Annotated in this window: 20 protein-coding genes; 5 read left to right on the plus strand and 15 right to left on the minus strand. The window is 48.6% G+C overall.

Annotated features, from left to right (window positions below; all coding sequences use genetic code 11):
- Positions 1–2: 2 nt before the first annotated feature.
- Positions 3–1415, plus strand: coding sequence for an NAD-dependent succinate-semialdehyde dehydrogenase (locus tag GVY42_RS09355; protein WP_159563055.1), 1413 nt, complete (start codon positions 3–5; stop codon positions 1413–1415).
- A 51-nt stretch (positions 1416–1466) separates the two neighbouring features.
- On the opposite strand, the gene GVY42_RS09360 is transcribed toward GVY42_RS09355, so the two are convergent.
- The 6 genes from GVY42_RS09360 to GVY42_RS09385 form a co-directional block, all read right to left on the minus strand.
- Entirely contained in the window at positions 1467–2099 is a 633-nt protein-coding gene (locus GVY42_RS09360) for an HAD family hydrolase (RefSeq protein WP_031422042.1), read from the minus strand.
- 113 nt (positions 2100–2212) lie between these two features.
- Entirely contained in the window at positions 2213–2578 is a 366-nt protein-coding gene (locus GVY42_RS09365) for a rhodanese-like domain-containing protein (protein ID WP_012727509.1), read from the minus strand.
- Positions 2579–2685: 107 nt separating this feature from the next.
- Positions 2686–2964, minus strand: a complete 279-nt coding sequence (locus tag GVY42_RS09370; RefSeq protein WP_078147766.1) for a DUF5327 family protein — start codon at positions 2962–2964, stop codon at positions 2686–2688.
- A 61-nt stretch (positions 2965–3025) separates the two neighbouring features.
- Positions 3026–4312: a DUF2252 domain-containing protein gene (locus tag GVY42_RS09375; protein WP_159563056.1), complete on the minus strand. Its 1287-nt coding sequence runs from the start codon at positions 4310–4312 to the stop codon at positions 3026–3028.
- Positions 4313–4325: 13 nt separating this feature from the next.
- Complete coding sequence (msrA, locus tag GVY42_RS09380) at positions 4326–5276, minus strand: peptide-methionine (S)-S-oxide reductase MsrA (protein WP_074035519.1); 951 nt, start codon at positions 5274–5276, stop codon at positions 4326–4328.
- An 82-nt stretch (positions 5277–5358) separates the two neighbouring features.
- Entirely contained in the window at positions 5359–5541 is a 183-nt protein-coding gene (locus tag GVY42_RS09385; protein WP_031422036.1) for a hypothetical protein, read from the minus strand.
- Positions 5542–5765: 224 nt separating this feature from the next.
- Here GVY42_RS09385 and GVY42_RS09390 point away from each other — a divergent pair, with 224 nt between their 5' ends.
- Both GVY42_RS09390 and GVY42_RS09395 read left to right on the plus strand, forming a co-directional pair.
- Complete coding sequence (locus GVY42_RS09390) at positions 5766–6842, plus strand: diguanylate cyclase (RefSeq protein WP_159563057.1); 1077 nt, start codon at positions 5766–5768, stop codon at positions 6840–6842.
- Between the two features lie 128 nt (positions 6843–6970).
- The gene (locus tag GVY42_RS09395; RefSeq protein WP_159563058.1) at positions 6971–7495 is read left to right on the plus strand and encodes a hypothetical protein; all 525 of its coding nucleotides are present in this window, start codon (positions 6971–6973) and stop codon (positions 7493–7495) included.
- A gap of 253 nt (positions 7496–7748) precedes the next feature.
- Here the strand turns inward: GVY42_RS09395 and cydC are convergent, their stop codons facing one another.
- The 8 genes from cydC to arcA all read right to left on the minus strand — a co-directional run bounded on the left by cydC (position 7749) and on the right by arcA (position 19410).
- Positions 7749–9467 (minus strand): thiol reductant ABC exporter subunit CydC, encoded by a 1719-nt coding sequence (cydC, locus tag GVY42_RS09400; RefSeq protein WP_159563059.1) that lies wholly within the window; start codon positions 9465–9467, stop codon positions 7749–7751.
- The gene (gene cydD / locus GVY42_RS09405) at positions 9464–11188 is read right to left on the minus strand and encodes a thiol reductant ABC exporter subunit CydD (protein ID WP_159563060.1); all 1725 of its coding nucleotides are present in this window, start codon (positions 11186–11188) and stop codon (positions 9464–9466) included. Before cydD ends, cydC begins: the two co-directional genes overlap by 4 nt.
- Positions 11189–11310: 122 nt before the next feature.
- Positions 11311–12000: a Crp/Fnr family transcriptional regulator gene (locus tag GVY42_RS09410; RefSeq protein ID WP_159563061.1), complete on the minus strand. Its 690-nt coding sequence runs from the start codon at positions 11998–12000 to the stop codon at positions 11311–11313.
- A gap of 119 nt (positions 12001–12119) precedes the next feature.
- Complete coding sequence (locus GVY42_RS09415) at positions 12120–14462, minus strand: TIM-barrel domain-containing protein (RefSeq protein ID WP_159563062.1); 2343 nt, start codon at positions 14460–14462, stop codon at positions 12120–12122.
- A 163-nt stretch (positions 14463–14625) separates the two neighbouring features.
- Positions 14626–15588: a carbamate kinase gene (gene arcC / locus GVY42_RS09420; RefSeq protein ID WP_159563063.1), complete on the minus strand. Its 963-nt coding sequence runs from the start codon at positions 15586–15588 to the stop codon at positions 14626–14628.
- 14 nt (positions 15589–15602) lie between these two features.
- The gene (gene arcD, locus GVY42_RS09425) at positions 15603–17078 is read right to left on the minus strand and encodes an arginine-ornithine antiporter (protein WP_159563064.1); all 1476 of its coding nucleotides are present in this window, start codon (positions 17076–17078) and stop codon (positions 15603–15605) included.
- 52 nt (positions 17079–17130) lie between these two features.
- Positions 17131–18159: an ornithine carbamoyltransferase gene (argF, locus tag GVY42_RS09430; protein WP_159563065.1), complete on the minus strand. Its 1029-nt coding sequence runs from the start codon at positions 18157–18159 to the stop codon at positions 17131–17133.
- 21 nt (positions 18160–18180) lie between these two features.
- Positions 18181–19410, minus strand: coding sequence for an arginine deiminase (gene arcA / locus GVY42_RS09435; RefSeq protein WP_031422019.1), 1230 nt, complete (start codon positions 19408–19410; stop codon positions 18181–18183).
- A 322-nt stretch (positions 19411–19732) separates the two neighbouring features.
- Here arcA and mgtE point away from each other — a divergent pair, with 322 nt between their 5' ends.
- Positions 19733–21091, plus strand: coding sequence for a magnesium transporter (mgtE, locus tag GVY42_RS09440; protein WP_159563066.1), 1359 nt, complete (start codon positions 19733–19735; stop codon positions 21089–21091).
- 53 nt (positions 21092–21144) lie between these two features.
- Here the strand turns inward: mgtE and GVY42_RS09445 are convergent, their stop codons facing one another.
- Positions 21145–21774 carry a hypothetical protein gene (locus GVY42_RS09445; protein ID WP_159563067.1) on the minus strand — a complete coding sequence of 210 codons (630 nt, stop codon included), beginning with the start codon at positions 21772–21774 and terminating at the stop codon, positions 21145–21147.
- Between the two features lie 182 nt (positions 21775–21956).
- Between GVY42_RS09445 and GVY42_RS09450 the strand changes: the two genes are divergently transcribed.
- Entirely contained in the window at positions 21957–23735 is a 1779-nt protein-coding gene (locus GVY42_RS09450; protein ID WP_159563068.1) for a solute:sodium symporter family transporter, read from the plus strand.
- Positions 23736–23743: the final 8 nt, after the last annotated feature.

Below are 23743 nucleotides of genomic sequence, written 5' to 3' on the forward strand. Positions count from 1 at the left end.
AGATGCGAGAAGAGAAAAACTTCATTAACGGGGAATGGACAGAAACGGGACAAACGATCGAGGTACGAAATCCAGCCACAGGCAATGTGATGGCCGTCGTGACAAAAAGTGATACACAAGAAGCGACACAAGCCGTCGACGCTGCGCATGAGGCGTTAGAAGAATGGCAACAAAAAACAGCAGAAGAACGAGGGGAACTACTTACTGAATGGCATCGTTTGATTGCAGGACATACGGAAGAGCTTGCCCGAACGATGGTCGAGGAACAAGGAAAACCGCTCAAAGAAGCGATCGGCGAAATCAACTATGCAAATGGATTCATCGACTGGTATGCGGCAGAAGGACGACGCGTGTACGGAGAGACGATTCCTGCTTCATCGAACCAGAAACGAATCTTTGCCATCAAACAACCGGTCGGCGTCATCGCAGCCATCACACCTTGGAACTTTCCGGCTGCCATGATCACACGGAAAGTTGCTCCAGCGCTCGCTGCGGGCTGTACGGTCGTCATGAAACCAGCATCGGCGACCCCGTTGACCGCCATCGAATTGGTCAAATTAGCGGAGAAGGCCGGATTCCCAAAAGGGGTCATCAACCTTGTCACTGGACAAGCATCAGATATCGTCAAAGCGTGGCAACAAGATAAACGGGTCCGAAAATTGACGTTCACAGGATCCACGGAAGTCGGGAAAATGCTCATGCGTGATGCTGCGGACACGATGAAAAAGATTTCGCTTGAACTGGGTGGGCACGCCCCGCTCATCGTCACAGCTAAAGCGGATTTAAATAAGGCTGTTCCGCAAGCGGTCGCCACGAAATTCCGAAACGGTGGACAGACGTGTGTCTGTGCGAACCGAATTTATGTCGAACGCGCCGTCGTCGATGAATTCTCGGAGCGTTTCATTAAAGAGGTCGAAGCGTTGAAAGTCGGGAACGGACTAGAGGAAGGTGTCGACATCGGTCCGCTCATCGATGACGATGCGCTCAGCAAAGTCGAAAAGCATATCGAGGACGCGCAGATTCGTGGCGGTGAAGTGTACGGTGGCGAGGTGCTAGACGGCTTATTCATCCGTCCTGCTGTCATCCGTTATGCGAATGAAGACATGCTCTGCATGAACGAAGAAACGTTCGGACCCGTCGCACCGATTGCAACGTTCGATTCGCTCGATGAAGTCATCAAACGGGCGAACAACACGCCGTTCGGCTTAGCCGCTTACCTGTTCACGCAAGACATCAATGAAGCGGTCTATTTAGCTGAATCGCTAGAGTATGGGATTGTCGGTGTGAATGACGGTCTTCCGTCAACGCCGCAAGCGCCTTTCGGTGGTTGGAAAGAGAGCGGACTCGGTCGTGAAGGCGGTCATCACGGTATTGAGGAATTTTTAGAAGTAAAATACATCTCTCTCGGATTGTGAGTATAGGTATACAAAAAGGCTTGTCGACATTGATATGCGACAAGCCTTTTCTTATCGGTTGACCCACTCGACTAAATCGTGTGGAGATTGAATCACGTGATCTGCAAGTGCCCACTCTTCTTCATTACCGAACCCGAATCCTGTCAAGACGACGGGGAAGTCATGAGCGCGAGCCGCCTCGACATCCGATTTACGATCACCGACCATAATATAGTCCGCCTCTCCGTGCCGGACACGGTGCGCTGTCAGAATGTCTGCCTTCTTCTCGCCCCCAACAGATTCTAAACATTCGGGTGCCGTCATATATGGACGAATCTGTTGCGTATCTAAAATCAAATTCATGTAATGAACACCGCAGTTACTCGCTGTCGTCAGCGTATGACCTTGCTCGTGAAGTGTCTCCAACATCTCACGAATTCCGTCAAATAAGACATTTTGTCCTTCCATCGTTTGCTCAAGCGTCGTATGACGGAGTCTGCGAATGAGACGAATCTCCTCAAGCGTCGCTTCTGGGATGACATGCTCCCAAAACGCGTTACCTGCCAAGCCGTATCCTGAGCGGACCGCCTCTTCACTCGGTTTCGGAAGATGAGGAAGCTCCTCGAGTGCCTCATGAATCGCCTTCGTCATTGGTCCGGTCGTATCTACTAACGTGCCATCGATATCAAATAAAATCACTGCCATTGGATTGATCTCCTCTCTTTCACTCTCTCCCTACCGTAGCAGAATCCCCGAAAATGCAAAAGAGAAAACGTGGTGACAAAAAACGACTGAACCGATTCGTCCAGTCGCATCTATTATCCACGCCAGAAGTTCATGCCACCTTTTACAGAATAGACGTCGGTATATCCGGCACTCTTCAGCATCGCTGCCGCTCGTTGGCTACGCATCCCGCTCTGACAGATGACATAGACAGGACGCTCTTTTTCTTTCGGATATTTCGCTTGAGCATTACCGAATCCGGATAAAGGTACATTTTTCGCTTGCTTGATATGTCCCCCGCGGTATTCATGCGGCTCCCGCACATCCAATAATTGAATGTTCCGTTCTTCTGCGATTCTCCGTTTTAAATCGTCCGTTGAGACAGTTTTTACATTGTTTCGACGACTCCACCAGAAATACACAAGTCCAATGACGACCGCCACAAAAAGAAAGTCCAACATATTCACGCCTCCATTTGCATTCATTTCTTACACTCATTATACCCCATATGGTATTTAAGTCAATGAAAGAGAATCCATAAAAAAACCACATGTCCATGACATGTGGTTCAAAAATCGAGTAATGAATCCGATTTCGGTTGCTCGTCTTCCTCCATCGGAATGCCAAGAAAGGCAGCCATCTGTCGATCAAGTGGCGGTTTTGTTTCACTTGTCACGGTCGGGGACTGTGATGCCCCAACGCTTTTTGCTTCAGACGTCTCCGCTAACAAGAGTTCACAAAAACCCATTAACTTTGCCAAATGACGCTTTTGCGCTTCGCCGGTTGACGACTCAATCTGTGTCATCACCTGACGCATTTGGGCGATGACTTGTTGTTCTGTAATCATAGTCCGTACACATCCTTTACGCTTCCATTGTGCAGGATTTCATCCTCAATTCGCAAGTTCCTTAACGATTCCTTGACTCGACCCAGTTTAAAAAGGCGTCATAATCAAAACGAACTTGATTTGCATAAAAATCAGCCCATCTCGATAACTGTCGAATAAACAGGGACGGAGAGTCACCGATTGCCGCCGCGATTCGTTCACTTGCCGTATAATCGAGCACATTGGAGGTCGCATCGGCCCGTGCATGAATTTTCGCCGTGATTTGCGCTTGCACCTTCAACGTCTCAATGAGCGACGTCTCATCTTTCATATGTTTCGCTTTCACTTTTCGCTTATACGGAGAACGTTGCCTCACATAATATTCTTTGTCGTCAATCGTCAAATAGCCGAGATACGGGTCACGACTGTGGACCATTGCCCGTTGCGCAGCGACGACACGAGCGCCTTGATGCGACAATCCGTTTTCAAACAGCGGATGTGTCGGAAGAAAGAGAGACGGGACGGCAGATTGTGCTTGTTTCATCTCTAAAATGACATCTTCATCATGCTCTTCGTCGGCACCTTCAATCAAAATATAGTAGCGTTCTAAACCGATCGAAGCCGTACCGCTCTGAAGTTTGACGGCAATATCTTTGATTTCATAGTGATCGGCATGATGTCGGTGTTGATTTGACAAAGAAGACAGATAATCGCCCCATGCCGCTTCAATTTTCTCCCGTACTTCCGAGGAGATGGGAAGCAGGTCGTCACTCGTTGAAAAATAACGTTCCTCGTCTCTTACCTCCGTCCGTTCGGACATGAATTCATCTTTCTTCTTCTCCGCTTTTTTAATGACTTTTTTGACCGCTTTACATGTATTCTCTTTCGTGAATTGAATATGCTCACTTCGTCCAAGCGCATGTTTTTCAATGGCTTTGGCATAGGACTCAGCAAACGCTTGAATGGCTGCTTTGCCATCGAACCCGGACTCGGCGGCGAACAAATCGACAGAGACCGCCATCCGCAACAAATCAAACAGGTATGAACCGATATACGCCTCATCAAAGTCGTTCACGTCATAGATGATGGTACCGGCCCCGTCTTCGAACACACCGAAATTTTCAAAGTGTAAGTCTCCTTGAATGAACGTCGGATGATCGGGACCTGTGTCAAACGCGATCGGTACTTTCGCAAAGTCGTAGTAGAACAAGTGTGAGCTACCCCGAAAGAACGAGAACGGGCTCGAACTCATCTTCGCATATTTTTCTTGTCTCGCCTCTTCCGAAAGCTGTCGAATCGACTGGTCGTAAAAATCAAGGACAGTCCCAATCGTCTCGCATCGAATTTGTTGTTTGACGGCTGTGAACATACGCCTCTCCCCTTCACTTGTTGAATAAGTGTTTATATTCCCCGTACCCGGCCTCTTCAAGCTCTTCTACAGGAACGAATCGGAGAGCGGCCGAGTTAATGCAATAACGTAAGCCGCCAAGCTCTTTCGGACCGTCATCAAACACGTGACCAAGGTGACTGTCCCCTTGTTTTGAACGGACTTCTGTCCGTACCATGTGGTGCGTCGTGTCCATGTTCAAATCGACTCGCTTCTCCTCGATTGGGCGTGAGAAGCTCGGCCATCCGCAATTCGACTGAAACTTATCGTGAGATGTGAAGAGTGGTGTCCCGTCGACGATATCGACGTACAACCCCTCCCGCTCTTCATCCCAATATTCATTTTGGAACGGTGGCTCTGTCCCGTTTTCTTGAGTCACTTTATACTGCATCGGTGTCAAGCGTTCACGAAGTGCTTGTTGTTGTTTACGATCGCTCCATGCCTCTTTGATGAACTTCGCGCGTCCTGAACCGACACGGTACATCTCATAGCGGAACGGATTTTTTTTATAGTAGTCTTGATGATAGTCTTCCGCTTCCCAGAACGTTTTCGCAGGGCGGATATCGACTTCAATCGAACGATCGAAGCGACCCGAATCTTCCACTTCTTGTTTCGAACGCTCCGCTGCAGCCCGCTGCTCTTCTGAATGATAGAAGATGGCTGGACGATAGGATTCACCGCGGTCATTGAACTGCCCTCCACCATCTGTCGGATCGATTTGACGCCAATAGATGCGTAGCAACTCTTCATACGAAATGACTTCTGGATCAAATGTGATTTCAACCGCCTCTAAATGTCCTGTCGTCTCCGAACAGACTTGTTGATACGTCGGGTTGTCGACATGTCCTCCTGTATATCCAGAAATGACACGCTCCACTCCCTCATATTTATGAAACGGTTTGACCATGCACCAGAAACAGCCTCCCGCAAATGTAGCTTTTGCCATGATAAATCCCTCCTTACTTTGTAGTGTACCCAAAAATGTGGCAAGACAACAAAAAACGAGAACCACAAAATGTGTTCTCGCTTCAGTCCTCTTCCACCTGATTCACATGACGCATCACCAAAAATAAGATGACTCCAACAATCGCAGCCCCTAATAGCGTCAACACCATATTATCTCGAGCCGATAAAGTATAAAAGATCGCTAATCCAATCAAAATGAGCGCAATCGGAATAAACGCTCGTTTAAAATGATCCCAGTAACGCACGGACAGTCCTCCTTTTCTCTTATCATACCAAACTTTCGATTTTCCATAACGAAAGTTCTAAAAGATGAGGAGAATCTGAACAAATCCAAAAGGATTCCAAAACGATTTGCTTGAATAATCATTCAAGAGAGTTTCTTTCCGCAAGCAGGTTATTCCTGTTTGTTTCCAACTAGATGCTATATACTGTAACTAAATATTTCCATACGGGATAAGGGGGAGCTCCGATGCTCACAATCATAAATGCGTTCTTTATCAACCTGTGTATCTTGTTCACGCTCTTCACGATTTCCTTTTTACCGTTTCGAAACCGCCCTCGTCTGACGCCACAGTCTCCTCTCAAAGGAAGGATTTTACTTGGGGTACAGACCGGATTGATTGCCATCCTCCTTTTAGTAAATGCCTTACCGCTCGAGGGGATACTCATCGACTTACGTAATATTCCCGTTTTGCTTGCCGTTCTATTCGGGGGATGGGTGAGTGGTGCTGTCGCAGGTATCATATTATTAATCGGTCGTTCCCTAGTTCTGTTCTTTACAGACGGTACCATGCTCGGTCTCTATCTAGCCATCGCCACAATAGTTACGTTAATTGTCTTAACAGGTCTTTTACGGAAACGCATGGATAATACTCGGCCCACTTTGCTCGTATTCACTACAATCAGTATTGCCATTTTTGGAGCAGCGATTTATACCGCGCTTCCACTAAATTTGTTCTATCCCGTCTTAATCGTCTATACGTTAATGTCTTACGGGGGAGCGTGCGCCGCCTATCGATTACTGCTCGAACTACGCCGTCACTTTGAGAACGTCCAACATCAACAGCAACTGGCGCGTACAGATGCGCTCACCGGGATTGCCAATCGGCGTCTCTTGAACGAAGCCATGGCCAACTTGACGGTCGAGGCGGAAGAATACGCATTGATTTTGGTCGACATCGATCATTTCAAACGGGTGAATGACACATACGGTCACGACGTCGGAGATGATGTTTTGCGCGAGCTCGGCATGCTCCTCGTGAATGAGAGCAATGAGCGCCATTTAGTCGGTCGCTTCGGCGGCGAAGAATTTTTAATCGTCATGCCCCATGCTAATCGAGAAGAAGTATCGCAGCTTGCTGAATCTATTCGAGAAAAGGTTTCAACGTTCCCGTTCGAGACGAGTGCCGGTACGCTCCACATCACTGTTTCGCTTGGAGCTTGCCATTCGAATGATATTGAAATCGACAGTGTGTTAAAACATGCAGATGAAGCGTTATATCACGCAAAAGAGTCCGGTCGGAATCGTTTCATCCTCGCCTCTTAATGTGTCAAACTCTTCACACTTGAGCGCGTTTTCTCGCTTTACTTTCTCGAAATGAATCGTTAAACTAGGCTAGACTTTGATTCAGATCGATACATCATGATTTATTCAGAAAAGGGGAAACATCGTTCATGTCAGTTTTGTTATCTTTATTTGGAATTATGTTTATCGGCTCGTTCGCGATTGATTATAGACGTGGAAAGACACTTCAACAATCGGCAATCGGTGGGATTCGTTCGATTCAGAAAAACATGTGGATTTTCTTCCGGACCTCACTTTCGATGATGATTATCATCGGTCCTCTCTTATTGATTTCAGGTTTCGTATTCTCGGATTTGGTGACCTTTAACACGATCCCAGCATTCATCATCGCCGTTCTCAGTATCGGCTTTGCGGAACGGATTATCGGGATGACCGTGGCACCACTCATCCGCACGTTTTGGCATCAACGCGGTCGTCTTATGCCACTTTATTTAGATGCCGCTCTCTACGTATTCTTACTCTCTATTCTCGTTCTAGAGTTCTTGATGAACATCCCGGGGATTGATCTTCAGTCACCGTTCATTGCGCTATTCTATGCGTTCGCTCTCTTCTTCACGAGATACTTGTTCAGTTTGATTCGATTCACGGTTCAAAAAGGCGTAGCCTCAAATTAATTCATGACTCAATCCATGCGTGTTCGCACGTATGGATTTTTTTATTATTCTTATTGACAATGAGAATCGTTATCAACTATACTCTAGTTGTAGCTTCCCAAAAGCTTGGCGTGCACGTTCCCCAAACATATCACGTCACGTGGATTCCCCTCCACGACACTCTTTTTGAAAGCATTGCGACAACCCCCATTTGTTGCACCCATATTTGCCATAAACAAGACGAGCAGCCCACCGACGGGGCTGCTCGTCTTTTTCATGATGCGAACACTTCTTGTTCGATTTGTTTCAATTCATAGAACATGCCACGTTTCGTCATCAATTCCTCATAAGAACCGACCTCGACGATCCGTCCAGCTTCCATGACGATAATCTGATCAAACGTTTCGAGACCCGTCAAACGGTGACTGACAAGAATGAGTGTGCCCGCTCCGGCTTGCTGTAGCAATTCAGAAAAGACATGGGCCTCTGTTCCTGCATCGAGTGCCGATGTCGGTTCATCAAGCAACCAAAGAAGTCCGTTTTTAAGAAGTGCCCGTGCGATGGCGAGGCGCTGACGTTCTCCACCTGACAAGTTTGCCCCTTTCTCCAGGACCGGTTCGTCTAGCGAGAATGACAAACGGACGCGCTCAAGTGCTACGTTCATCGCTTCATCTGTGAAGTCACCGGCTAACGCCAGGTTTTCCCGTACGGTTCCGTAAAAGAAATGATTGTCTTGCAAGACAACACTTGCATGTTGCCAAATAGATGTTTGTTTGACATCGTTCATATTGTAATCATCCAACCGAATCGTGCCGTCTTCCGTCCGAACGAAAGCCATTACCAGTTGAAGTAACGTCGACTTCCCTGACCCGCTCGGTCCGACGATTACCGTCTTCGAACCGCTCGGTATGTGTAACGTTACCTCATCTATCACATCTCGATACGTGTCTGGATAGCGATAGCGAATATGATCAAATGAAATAGACGGTGCGGCCGTAAACGTCACATCATGACGTTTCGCCTCACGCTCCTCAATCGTTTCACTCGGCTCCGTCACTTCAAACAAACGATCTGCTGCTTGCTTACTGTCTGCAAAGTGACCGGGGAACACGGCCATCGGCGTCGTATTCTCAAACGCTGTGAGCGACATCATGATCAGCATTGCCAAGAACAACCCGTTCAGGTCTCCATTTACCACCTGATACGCACCGATGGCCAAGACGCCCCATGAGACGAGTAAGGAAGCGGCAACAACGAGCGCAGAATTAAAGAATTGATTCGTTGTGTCTTTCCGCTCCGCCTCCATGTAACGTTCACTGTACGAATAGACAGCTTGTTTCGTGCGATCGAGTTGGTGATGAAGTTTTAAATCCCGGTATCCGAACAACATCTCTGTCAATTGAATCGACACATCTCCGCGCAATCCACGAATCGTCTCATCGTGACGGGCGCGGATTCGTGCAAAGCCGAGCGGGATCAAGAACCCCGTGATGAGTACACCAAACAAGATCCATAGACTGACCGCAAACGAGTAAAAGGTAACAAAGAAGATGGTGCTCAAAAAGACGAGTACGAGAATGATTGGCGGATAAAACACGCGAAGAAAGTAGTTTTGAAGACTCTCGACGTCCCCAACGACGCGTGCGAGCAAATCCCCACTCCGATATTTCGCAAAGATGGACGGAACGAGCGGCTCTAACTGACGATAGAACCGGACGCGCAACTCACTCAAAATCGTAAACGTTGCTCGGTGCGATGCGAGACGTTCCCGATAACGGCTTCCTGCCCGGATGACACCGAACAGTTTAATCAAGACGACGGGTACCATCAACGCATACAGGGGCGGGACGAGCCCGGCGCGTGATACGAGATAGCCACTTGCCGCGAAGAGGGCGACCGCCGCAATTCCTGCTGCATATCCAAAGAAGATGGAGAGGAGGATGTCTTTCTTTTCGCGCATCATCCATTTTGTAATCGTCCAAAGCGAGTTCATCGGCTCACCCCTTTCTGAAGTGCAAACAACTCCGCATACTCTGGGACAGCGAGTAACACTTCATGCGTCCCTTCTGCGATTCGCTTCCCATCATCCATGAACCAAATCGTGTCTGCCTCTTTGATTGTATGCAGACGATGCGCAACCGTGATTAACGTTGCACCTTTTGACAGCTCTTCAATCGAGCGTCTGACAATCCGCTCTGTTTTCAAATCGAGACCGGTCGTCGGTTCATCAAACAATAAAATACCAGGTCGCTTAAAGAAAGCACGTGCGAGTGCAAGGCGCTGCCGTTCCCCACCGGATAGTCCAAATCCACCTTCTCCGAGTTCTGTCCAGATCCCGTTCGGCAACTGGTCAATCACCTCGGATAGTCCAGCTGCCTCGGCTGCTTCGAGTAACGCATGTTCGTCAGCCACCTCACCTAAGGCAATGTTTTCGGCGAGTGTCCCGGCGAACAGATACGGATTTTGAGAGATATATGCAATATTTCCATACCAGGTAGATTCGTCATACGTATGCAAAGGTTCACCATCTACGAGAACACGACCTGATTTCACCTGCAAAAGTCCTGAAATCACGTTGAGGACAGTCGTCTTCCCGGAACCGCTCGCACCAACTAACGCGAGGTGGGTGCCCGACGAGATGCGACCACTCAATGGCTGAAGGGAAAAGCGTCCACCAGCGTACTCAAACGATACCTCTTCAAGCTCAAGATCCGGCTTCCGTGAACCAAGCGACTTCGTCCCCCACTGAATGCGATCATCCGGGGCGTCTAATACGTCAAAGATCCGGTCTGCTGCGCCCATACTGCCACGTCCCGTATGAAAGGCGCTGCCCAGGTCTTTGATGGCCAAGTAATACTCTGGCGCCAACACAAGAATCAAGAAGCCAGAGAAGAACGTCAAGTTCTCCCAAACGACCATCTGTAGCGCGACTTCCAGTGCCACGACACCGGTACTGAGCATCGAAATGAATTCCAGCATAAGGCCAGATAAGAATGCCGTCTTTAAGACGACCATCGTCGCATCCCGAAAGTCGAGACTGCTCTTCTCAATCGCTTTCGCTTCCTGTTCGGTCCGGTTGTAGAGTTTAAGTGTCGTCAAACCCTGTAAGACATCCAAAAACTTTCCGGAAAATTGATTCATCTTCTCCATCTGTTCCTCAGATTTTTTCTGTGTCGCAATCCCAATGATAATAAAGAACAAAGGGATAAACGGTGCCGTCACCATCATGATGACACCTGAAATCCAATGTTGGCTGAAGACGACAACCAAAATCAGAAGCGGGATAATCGAGGTTTGAATCACTTGTGGCCAATATTGACTGAAGTAGGCGTCAACCTCGTCAACAGCATCCATGAACACACTGACCTTCTTCCCAGATTGTCCCGTCAAAGAGGACTCGACCGGGCTCGTGGCATAGCGATCTAGCAATTGCAGACGTAACGCCCGTTTCGCTTTTTCCGATAAACTCGCCCCGATTCGCCCGGAGACGTATCCAAAAAGTGCTCGTGCCAATAGGGCGACGACGAGCCAAAGTAACGCCGGAATGACGGCTTCAAATGATTCATCTTTTAAAAAGATTCGGTCGACAATGTCGACGATTAAATACGCTTGCGCCAAAATCGATAGTCCAATCATGACCGCAGACAATACCAGTCCAATGATGTGACCTCGCTCGGCGAACGCAAGGGCTTGCAGTCGTTTCACTGCATTCATCCTTTCTCTATTCACAATCCGATTGCTTTGTGAGATTCATCACTAATTATACAATATGCTACGTCTTGAAGCGAACGCTCCGCTCGTTCCGACATGTAAAAGACGCCCTCTCCCGAGCGGCGTCAATCGAAGTCTTGATCAAAATATTCAGGATGCCCGATCACAAGTTGGTGCGCGTCCATTCGAAGCACGTCTTCTTTGCGAAGCTTCGCTAAAATCGTAGAAACCGTCTCCCGGGAAGTTCCGGATAGACGAGATAGTTCCATCGCCGTGAACGGACAGCGGACACGTACCCCCTGCTCGTCCGGCTCCCCTAAATCTTCAATCAAAAAATGGATGGTATTGAGTACACGTTCTTTCGCGCTCGGGGTAATAATTTCTTGGACACGTCGTTCATGTAAATCTAAAATACGATTCATCTGTCCGATGATATAGAGCAACATGTTCGACTGTGTGGACACAAACCGCTCGAATCGTTCGGTCGGGATGTAGATGACTTCAATATCCGTCACCGCTTCAGCCGTATGACGGTAGTCTTCCTCCGTGAATAAACCGTTGTACGGGAAGAACTGTTTGGGTTTCACATAGTCCGCATACTGATGCGTCGCATGCTCGTTCATCCGTTCGAGTCTGATGTATCCATTCATTAAGAAATACACGCGCTCTCGCGGGTCTCCTTCCATGAATAGGAGTTGTCCTTTTCGATACGTTCGGCAATAGACGTATGGGACGAGCTGTTCAAGCGCTCGACTCGAACAGTTCGCAAACAGTGTCAACTGCCGTAAATCATCAATCGTCCACTTGTGTCGCATCTGTATTCCCTCATTTCTAGTTAAATCCCCCTACCTTAAGTATAAAATGATTTGAAATGATAACGCTTTCAAAATCCGACAGTTTTCTGACATGACAAAAGGGGGTCTCCCCCCTTATTTTAGTCCAACATCAGTTCTAATAACGCGTCTTGCAAATCTCGATCGAGTTCTAACGCATGGAGGTCAAACAGCCAGGCCTCGAGACGCGTCTTCGTCGTCGCCATCTGGTACAAACGATCTTTCAAATCGTAGGCGATTTCCGCGCGATCTAAGAATCGATAGAGACGGTCAAGTCGATGGGCGTTCTGTGTCACATCGACGGGGAGCGTCACCGTCTGCTCCTGCTTCAATTCACCAATCGGGATGTGTAACGTCTGCGTCTCAGCGTCATAGTCCCCTTCCCCGACAACGCCTCGAACAAGAACGGTCAATGTCCGATTCGCCGGAACGAGGGTCAAGTCTCCTGACATCTCGATGCGAAGCGTCCGCGCTTCCCAGTCGAGCGTGAACGTCGTTTCAAGCGAGGCACCTGTCTCATAATCCCGGCTTTCCCCGTCATCTTCGTACATCGTGAACGTGTTCGAGGCACCTGGAAAGACGAGTACTTCTAGCTCGCTCGGGTTCCCCGTCTCATTCTCATGCGGTTTATGTGGCATGAGCGGAACGATGGCACCCGCTTTGGCGAAGACTGGTTGTTCATCAAGACCACGGAATACACGAATCGACTTGTCGCCTTCGTAACGATGTCCTGTGAAGAAATCGAACCATTCTCCTTTTGGTAGCCAGACATTCGTTCCGGCGACGTGGAGCTTCCGGTCCATCGGTGTGATGATTGGGGACACAATGAGTTCACTGCCAAAATAAAATTGATTCGGTACTTGATAAGCCGCTTCGTCATCGGGATGTTCGATATACATCGGTAACACGAGTGGTAGCGCATCGGCATGGTTACGATAATTCATCGTATATAGATAAGGGATGAGTTCGTGACGTAAGCGTAAGAATCGCTTCATCGACTGTTCGGCTTCGATTCCGAAACGCCAAGGCTCTTTCCCGTTAAATGTGCTGAACGTCGAGTGGAGACGCATGATTGGACTGAACACCCCATATGCGACCCAACGCGCAGCGAGTTCATCATCTTTTTCCCCGCGATGATGCCCTCCGATGTCGTGACTCCACCACCCGTAGCCGATGTTTGTCGCTGTCGCTGTAAAATACGGCTGGAAGGCGAGCGATGCCCACGAGATGATTGTATCTCCTGAGAATCCGACCGGGTAACGGTGGCTCCCTGGTCCGGCGTAACGAGAAAAAATGAGCGGGCGTTTGCCGTCACGGGCGATATCAATGGCATGATAATGATTTAGCATCCATAACGGGTCGAGTCCTTCCATCTTCGAGGTCGACCCTTGTTGCCAGTCGATCCACCAAAAATCAACGCCGTCTGCCTCATGTGGATGGTGCATTTGTTCGAAGTACGCTTGAATGAATCGCTTGTCCGAAAAATCGAACGGGATTCGGTCCTCCGATTCCGGATCGACGCCCATAGCCTCGGCCATCGCCACGTACTGATCTTCAAACGCACGGACACCGTCCGCGGGATGCAGGTTCAACGTCACCATCATTCCCTCATCCTTTAACCAGTTGAGGAAACGTTTCGGTTCGGGAAACAAGTTTTTGTTCCACGAATAGCCCGTCCATCCACTCCCGTACTCTTCGGGGATGTCCGTCACGTGCCAGTCCATATCGATGACACTGACCGAGAACGGGACATCTTCTGACTTGAAACGGCGCATTAACGTCTTATACTCTTTTTCGTCGTATCGCCAGTACCGGCTCCACCAGTTCCCGAGCGCTTTACGAGGAAGCATCGGTGTCGGACCCGTCAACGTGTAAAAGTCTCGAAGTGCCTGTTTATAGTCATGGCCATACCCAAAGTAGTAAATATCATGAATTCCTTTTCGTCTCGGCTCGACGAAGCGATCATCCGTCATCAAAAATGAGGATGAATCATCAATGATCGCATACCCTTGTTTGGAGAGGATCCCTTCTTCTAATTCCGTCGCCCCGTCCACATGGTCGAGCGTCCGCGCCGTCCCTTTCAGCGTCCGCTCCGGACCATTGAACATGTAGCGGCTATAATACGTACTAAAGTTCCCTTTCACGTCCACATAGAGCGTGTTCGGTGCGAACGGACCTTTCGTATAATACAAATGAACATGTTCTGTGATGATTTGGAGCTCTGTCTCATCTTCAATCACTCGGAATTGTGGAACGTCAAATTCCCGATTCCACGCCACTTGGGTGGCACGGTCTTCAAAAATTCCGTCTTCCGCGTATTCCATCCGAATCAACTGACTCGTCAAAACGGTGAATCGATAACAGCTTCCTTGCACGATTGCCTCTTCCCTTGCTTTTGGTCTCATCCACGACTGATATACATGATTTTCTTCGAATAGGCGCATACACTCGAGCGATTCCGCTCTCCGTCACTTCCTTCCTGAAATTAGTGCAAACGTTTACACTGAATATGATAGCAATCTCATTTTTGGCATACAACATTCCTTCCCCTTGAATCCGGGCAGAAAACAAAAAAAGTCGCAAACGCTTCACGTCTGCGACACATTCTTATTGTTGGAGCGATGGAGCCAGGCGGACACGTGTGCCCGCTTCCCCGTCAATGGCTGCTAAAGCCTGATCGAGCGACGTGATGATGGCGACACGGTTCGTACCGGATTCGGCAAACTGAAGCGCCGCTCTTACTTTCGGCAACATACTACCTGGTGCAAACTGCCCTTCAGCGATATAGGTCTCCATCTGTTCTTTCGACGTTTCTTGAAGTGCCATCTCATCTGGCTGCCCAAAATTGACATACACATGTTCGACAGCCGTCAAAATGAGTAACACATCTGCGTTGACGAGGTCAGCCAGTTTTGCAGCCGCGAAATCTTTATCAATCACTGCCTCGATGCCGACGTATCCATCCGCTGTCTCCATAACCGGAATGCCACCGCCACCGGAAGCGACAACGATGTGCCCAGCTTCAACGAGTGTTCGAATGACGGTGTGTTCGGCGATTTTCATAGGGATCGGACTCGGGACGACACGACGATATCCCCGTCCTGCGTCTTCTTTGAAGACATAACCCGTCGTCCGTTCGAGATGAAGTGCCTCGTCTTCCGTATAAAATGGACCGATTGGCTTAGTCGGATGATGAAACGCACTATCGTTCGGATCGACAATGCTTCGTGTCACGAGCGAGGCCACATGCTGTTCAAGGCCACGTGCACGCAGTGCTTTGGTCAATGCGTTTTCAAACCAGTATCCAATCATCCCTTGCGTCATCGCACCACAGACATCAAGCGGCATCGCTGGTGTGGCTGGACTGTCTGATGCGGCTTGTTGCAACATCAGGTTTCCAACTTGCGGACCGTTCCCATGCGTGATGATGACCTCGACTCCTTCAGCGATGAGTGCAGCGAGAGATTCCGCCGTTGCCTCAACTGCCTGTATTTGTGCTTCGGCTGTTGCATCTTTGCCTTGCTGAATCGCATTCCCGCCTAAGGCGATGACCACACGTTTATTCTCCATATCCATACCCCCGATCAAATGACTGAGATATTACCCGATAGTATGCGTACGACTGCGAAGATGGCCAGTGCGGTCAACATACCGGCGACCATCCATTCCGTTTTAGTGAGTGACTTGATGCCATTTTCACGTTGTGCCTTCATGTAGAGAAGGGTTCCCGGTGCATATAAAAGTGTAGTGAGAAGTAAATAATCGATTCCAGCGGCGTAAATGAGCCATAGTCCATAAACGGAAGCGACCAATCCAATCGCTAAATCGCGTGTTTTTCGTTCACCGGAACTGTATCCGATTCCGTTCTTCGCCACTTTCACTTGGTAAAAGGCCGAGAACACGTATGGGATCAAAATCGCACTCGAAGCGAGAGAAAAGGCAAAGTTATATGCGGCATCTGAAATCAAGAATGTGAAGAGGAAGAGCTGAATCAACCCATTCGTTAGCCAAAGGGCATTGACAGGAGCTTGATTTTGATTCTCTTTCGTGAACCATTTCGGGAAGACTCCATCTTTGGCGGCAACGAATGGGATTTCTGCCGCTAACAGCGTCCAACCGAGCCATGCGCCAAGGACAGAGATGACGAGTCCCCCGTTGATGAGCATCGCACCCCACGGACCGACGGCCGACTCGAGCAAATATGCCATCGCTGGTTGCGAGGCGTTCGCTACATTTTCGGGAGTCATGAGACCGAGCGACATGATAGAAATAAGCAAATAAATGACGAGCGTTCCAAGTAGCCCAATAACGGTTGCTTTCCCGACGTCAGAACGTTTCCGTGCACGACCAGATAGCACGACGGCCCCTTCCACACCGATAAAGACCCAAAGTGTCACGAGCATCGTCGAGACGACTTGGTCACGAACACTTCCCCATGAGAAGCCGCCTTGTCCCCAAAAATCGAAGGTGAAGTTTTCGAGATTAAAGAAGAACAAGGTGATCGTAATGAATGCAAAAATTGGGACGAGCTTGGCAATTGTCGTGACGATGTTGATCATCGATGCTTCATGAACCCCACGTAAGATGAGTGTATGCACGAGCCAAAGCATAATCGATGCACCAATAATCGACGCGATATTCTGTCCCCCTTCAAAAATCGGGAAGAAATAACCGACCGAACTGAACAACAGTGTGGCATACGCCACATTCCCGAGCCAGGCAGACAACCAATATCCCCATGCCGAGTTAAACCCGACGAACGACCCAAAACCTGCCCGTGCATAGCTGTATACGCCACCATCGAGATCGGGACGACGCATCGTTAGATTTTGAAAGCTGAGACCGAGCGCGATAATCCCGATTCCTGTGATGACCCAACCGATGAGAATGGCACCCGCATTCGCACCTTGCGCCAAATCGGCAGCCAAGTTAAAAGCGCCACCGCCTATCATCGATCCGACGACAAGTGCCGTCAACGCTCCGAGACCTAACCGCTTATCATTCTTTTCAGGATGTACTCCAGCCGAACCACCTGAGTCATGCTCCACCTTCGTAGCCATTCTACTCATCCCTTTCGCTTATTTTGAAGCAGGAGGGGAAATCCCCTCCTCGTCAACGATCAAGCCATTCGCGTGTCTCCGTGAGCGTCGCCGCCATCACCGCCTTGATGGTATGCATCCGATTTTCTGCCTCATCAAATACGAACGAATGACGGCTGCGGAACACTTCGTCGGTCACTTCCATTTCCGTCAACCCATATTGCTCATGAATCGCCCGTCCGACCTCCGTTTCTAAGTCGTGGAATGCCGGAAGGCAATGTAAGAACATGATGTCCGGATTGCCACTCTTTTGAAGCATGTCCATGTTCACTTGATACGGTCGCAACAGTTCGATTCGTTCTGCGAACGCCGCTTCCTCGCCCATCGATACCCAGACATCGGTGTAAACGACGTCGGCTTGGTCCATCGCTTCCTCAATGCTCTCTGTCAAGGTGATCACAGCCCCTGTTTCAACGGCGACCGACTTCGCATAGTTCACGATCTCGTCAGATGGCCAGAGCGATTTCGGCGCACAGATTCGCATATCCATCCCAACTTTTGCACCACCAATCAACAACGTGTTTCCCATGTTGTTCCGTCCATCACCTACGTACACAAATTTAATTCCGGCAAGATCTCCTTTTTGCTCTTTCACCGTCAAAAAGTCGGCCAAGATTTGGGTTGGATGATACAAGTCGGTCAAACCGTTCCACACCGGTACGCCGGCGTCTTTTGCAAGACCTTCGACCGTCTCATGAGCGAAGCCACGGAACTGAATGCCATCAAACATGCGTCCAAGAACGATCGCGGTATCACGTACCGATTCCTTCTTCCCGAATTGAATATCATTCTTGCCTAAATATTCAGGGTGCATCCCTAAATCGATGGCAGCGACAGTGAATGCACAACGCGTCCGAGTCGATGGTTTTTCAAAGAGTAAGGCAATGTTTTTACCTTCACAAATCCGATGTGGAACACCTTGTTTTTTCTGACGTTTGAATGCAGCAGACAAATCGATCAAATAGTTGATTTCTTCACCCGAAAACTCGTTTAGCGATAAAAAATGACGACCTTTCAAATCAAAATTGAACGTTGTAGACATACTGCTTCCTCCTTATCACATTTAGATGTCTTGGCGGATAATCGGACAGCTCATGCAACGTGGACCCCCACGACCGCGCGATAGTTCACTCGACATGATTTCGATTACTTCGACGCCTTCTTTACGAAGTAACTCATTCGAGACATAGTTTCGGTCATACGTGACCACGACACCCGGCGCGATGGCGAGCGTGTTCGATCCATCATTCCACTGTTCGCGGGCTGCCGCAATCGGATCCCCACCGCCACAAGGGATCAACGTCGCCTCTTGTAAGCCGAGGACATCTTTTAACACCTTCAACAAATCCGAGTGCTGGGCAATCTGAAGTTCACCTTCCGCGTTTAGCGTGAGTTCGAAAATGTTCATCTTCCCTTCCGGTCCTTGAATGAACGGATGGATGGTAAATTTATCATGATCGACCATCGTGAAGACGGTATCAAGGTGCATGAAGGCGCGTGATTTTGGAATTTCGATGGCGATGACTTTTTTGAAGCTGTCTCCATGCTTGAGTAGGTTGAGGGCGACACGTTCGATGCCTTGCGCGGTCGTTCGTTCCGAGATGCCGATGGCGACGACTTCTTTCGACAAGACGAGTTCGTCTCCCCCTTCCATCGCAAACCGATAATCACGGTCCGACCAGATGGGAACATCATGTTTCGCAAAGCGTGGGTGATAGCGCATAATGTATTGCGTGAAGAGCGATTCACGGCGACGTGCCGGTTCTTTCATGCGGTTGATGGAGAGTCCGTGACCGATTGCAGCGGCCGGGTCTCGTGTAAAGTAGAGGTTTGGCATTGGATCCAAAAAGAAGGGGTACGTATCTTCAATCATTTCATGCAGATGTCGGCGTTTTTCTGGCTTGATTTCCGATTTCCGGATACCGGCCATCACCGTCTCAATCAACATTTCGTTATCAAAATCGAGTAAATACTCTTTTAATGTTTCGTAAGAACCGTTGATATTTGATTTGGACTCCGATAAGATATCCGCGACAAACTTTTCGCGCACACCAGGGAGTGATAACGTTTCGGCCATTAGTTTTTCGAGGTAAAGGACTTCCACACCACGATTTTGAAGCGCACTCGCAAAATAATCGTGCTCTTTTTGAATGACCGGCAAATGGGGAATATCATCGAACAAGAGGCGCTCTAAATATTCTGGAGTAAGGTTCTCTAACTCCCGGCCCGGTCGCTTCAGTAATACCGTTTTTAATTCTCCAATTTCTGAATACACATGAATCGGATGTTTCAGCGTCGTATCTTGTGAAATCGGTTGATTCGTCATTGAGATCATCTCGCTTCCTCCTTGTGATTCGGGTGTGTGACTACCCTTACCTTATCACTTTACCAAATTTGCGAATGTCTAATCCGACAGTTCATCTGTTGTCGATTCCGCATTGATATGAATAAATGTTCACTCATGTGAATGAACAAACAATGCTCTAGAAATCAGGACGATGGCAAAGGGAAATAAGATGTATGGCTGATGTATAGCATCGCCCTAAAAAATGTAGAAAACTTTTTTTATTCACCGTAAATGAAATTGAAAATGTGAGAGATCAGGATGTGAGCATATGAAAATTGAAGAAACGGAATACAACGAACATGAAGCAGCGCTTCGTACATTGATTCAAAAGGGAGACCCGGTCGATTTTCAAGACCTCTTTCTCTCCCTCCACCCGGGTGAACAGGCGGATCATTTTATCGAACTGAATCAACATGAGCGGTCGTTCGTGTATCGAACCATCTCCCCTGAGGTATTCACCGATCTATTTGAAAAACTGACGTTAGAAGAGCAATGTACATTCATCCAAGAAACACCCCAACCGTATGCCGTCCGAATCTTGAATGAAATGTATTCGGACAACGCGGCCGACTTGATGCGGGAACTACCCGATGCGTTCATGGACACGCTATTTGAGCAGATGGATGATATCGAGGAACAAGAAGTCAAAGACTTGATGCAATATCCGGAGGAAACGGCTGGATCGCTCATGACGACCGAGTTCGTCGTCCTTCAAGCTGATAAGACGGTCGGACTGACCCTTGAAGAGTTGCGTGAACTCGGACCAGATGCCGAAACGATTTATTACCTATATGTGGTCGACCAAGCGCACCAACTGGTTGGTGTTGTCTCCTTACGTGATTTGATTGTCGCACCGCTCGAGGCGAAAATTGAAGACATCATGGGGTTCCGCGTCATTTCGGCAAACGTCATGACCGACCAGGAAGACTTGGCCAGGATTGTCCAGAAGTACGATTTGTTGGCCCTTCCCGTTATCGATGATCAGCAAAAGCTACTTGGCATCATCACGGTCGATGATGTATTAGACGTCATCGAGCGCGAAACGACAGAAGACTTTGAAGAACTCTCCGCGACGAAAGGTTCGTCTGATATCAACATGAGTCCGCTTGAAGCAGCGAAAAAACGTGCCCCTTGGATTGTCAGCCTCATGTTTCTCGGCATGATTACAGCTTCGACGATTGGCGGTTTCGAAGACACCCTTGAGACGATTGTGCTACTCGCCGTCTTCATGCCACTTGTCATGGGCTCTGCCGGGAACGCAGCCACGCAATCACTCGTCGTCGCTGTGCGCTCAATTGCACTCGGGACCATCAATCGAAAGAACGTTATGAAGATGATTCGACGCGAACTCGGAACCGGCATCATCTTAGGGATTGCGTGTATGATTGTCATTTTTGGCGTCATCACGCTGCTATACGACAATATGCTGATCGGCTTCATTGTCGGGGTTTCTATCTTCGCCGCACTCAGTGTCGCCACGATGATTGGAACGATTGTCCCGCTTCTCATCAATCGCCTGAAGTTAGACCCCGCTGTTGCCTCTGGACCGTTTATCACGACGCTGATGGACAACCTCGGTCTCATCATCTACTTCACGGTCGCGACGTCCATGCTCCAGTTTTTATGACATTTGAAAAAAATCCGATTATAAAAGCGGTGCTGATGTTGTCAGCGCCGCTTTTACTCGTCATGTTGTTGAGACTCCTCAAACAAACGCACTTCATTTTCATTAAAAGCCCTGATTTCCTCATCCGTCATCACTTCGTTTCTTTCTTCCACATAAGGATTGTCTTTCAATGATGTCTCTAGCTTGCTCAAGTCAGCACTGAGCCCGCTTTCTTGATAAAGGTTAGGTTTTCCTACCGAAGTCAGTGTCCCCGTCCGATTCACTTTGAAATGTCCCAGTTGTAGACCGACAATCCGATATGCATTCTCCATCACGGGTCCTTCATATCTTTGTAAATACAGCAAAACGGTCTCGTCTCGTTTGACGAGCGGGTCTTCTTCCATATCATTTTGTAAAAGGGTGATCGTATCGGCTGACTTCAGTTGACCATTCACGTCTCGATAGACACGCTGCACTTGAATGTGTGATTCAAAGAATGTGACCGATTGATGTGTAAACGGTTTGGGAGCACTGCTCACTTTGCCGACGATGACAATCGGCGAGCTTGTAGCTAAATCGTCTATGTGTCGGAAGCTTTCGGTCACAGCCAAATCACTCGTGTTTTCTTCTTTCAGCATTTCGCTAAACATGATATAACCTGCTATCACTACAACAGATAACATTCCAATCATCCACTTCTTCACGAGGTCCCTCCCATCGGTCCATCCATCCTCATCGATTTTCTACTCTCGTACGACAAGTACGCAATCGTCCCCACGTTCATGGTTTCTGTATGATTCGATCAAAACAATAGGACTACCTTCTTATAATTTAGGGTATTTCCTACAAATACATATAAAACATAAGTAAGGAATGAGGGGATTTTATGACGCTTCAACAAGTACTCTACATACTCGTGACTGGCGCTTTGTTCATGGCGCTCGTCGCTTACGTCTCGTATCGAATGACGAAAGGAAAAGTCGAAAGCGCCGACGATTACTTCTTGGCCGGTCGCGGATTAACAGGCGTCTTCATTGCAGGATCGCTCCTGTTGACCAATCTGTCAGCGGAACAATTGATTGGGTTGAACGGTCAATCGTTCGCCGGCAACATGTCAGCGATGGCATGGGAAGTGACGGCCGGTATCGCTGCCATCATCATGGCGCTCTTTTTGTTGCCACGTTTTCTTGGCATCGGAATTTCGACCATTCCTGAATTTTTAAGTCAACGCTATGACGAGGACGTTCGTCGATTGACTGTCTTGTTATTTCTACTCGGCTATATGTGCGTGACGATTCCATCGATGCTGTACTCGGGTGGATTAGCCGTCCTGCAACTGTTCGATGTGCCGGCCCTTCTCGGCATCAGCTTTGAGCAGTCCCTTTGGCTCGTCGTTTGGTTCATTGGGATTATCGGGGCGATTTATGCCATCTTCGGAGGTCTTCGTGCCGTTGCCGTATCGGACACGTTGAACGGGATCGGACTCATCATCATTGGATTCCTCGTTCCGACACTAGGCTTTCTCGCACTAGGGGACGGGAATCTGTTAGATGGGATGAAGACGATTGCGACGACGAATCCCGAAAAGTTGAACGCCATCGGCTCAGCCAACGACTCAGTCCCGTTCCTATCCATTTTTACCGGAATGATTTTTGCGAACTTGTTCTACTGGGCACTGAATCAATACGTGATTCAACGGGCCCTCGGTGCAAAAAACTTAGCGGAAGGACAAAAAGGCGTTCTCTTTACCGGCTACTTGAAATTACTCGTTCCAATCTTCATGTTGTTACCTGGCGTCATCGCGTTTCACTTGTACGGGTCGAACGTCGAGAAGGCAGACCTCGCTTATCCGAGTTTGATTGCCGAGCTGTTACCGATGTGGCTCATGGGCTTTTTCCTCGCCGTCTTGCTCGGTGCCGTATTCAGCTCGTTCAACTCGCTCTTGAATAGTATCGCGACGCTCTTCGTACTCGACATTTACAAACCGAAGTTTAAACCGGATGCTTCTGACCAAGATTTGATTCGCGTCAGCAAATGGTTCGGGACGTTCGTTGCACTCGTCTCGTTCTTTGTCGCCCCGAATCTTATGTATGCACCAGATGGCTTGTGGGACTTGATTCGTCGCTTCACCGGTTTCTTCAACATCCCGATTCTCGTCATCGTTTTAATCGGGATGCTTGTTAAACGTGTGCCGCCAATCGCCGCGAAGACCGTCGTCTTTTTCCACGTCATCGCCTACTATTTCCTCGTATGGGGGACGAAACAATGGTTTGGCGTCGAAATCGGTATCAACTTTATCCATATTTACGGAATCCTTTTCGTCATCGAAACGGGGATCATGCTTGTCTTTGCGCGTGTACGGCCGATGCTTCAAGCGAATCCGATCCGAATCGAACTAGGGCGAGTCAAACCATGGCGTCATTCCCTTTCGACATCCATTTTGCTCGTCGCTTCGATGATTTTCGTTTACCTTGTCTTCTCACCGATCGGACTCGCTTATGCGAACAGCATCGTTTCCGGATGGTTTGCTCCACTGACAGTGGGACTTGTCGTCATAACGTCCGGGCTCATCTGGGCATCTTACCGCTATGGTATTTCTCGTTATGAACGCTATCTAAACAATTTGGGTGAAGAGCCGTCCGATGTAGAAGAACAAAGTAGCTAAACCAATAG

Source organism: Exiguobacterium sp. 8A, from assembly GCF_902506275.1.
In the GTDB taxonomy this organism is placed as follows: Bacteria; Bacillota; Bacilli; order Exiguobacteriales; family Exiguobacteriaceae; genus Exiguobacterium; species Exiguobacterium profundum.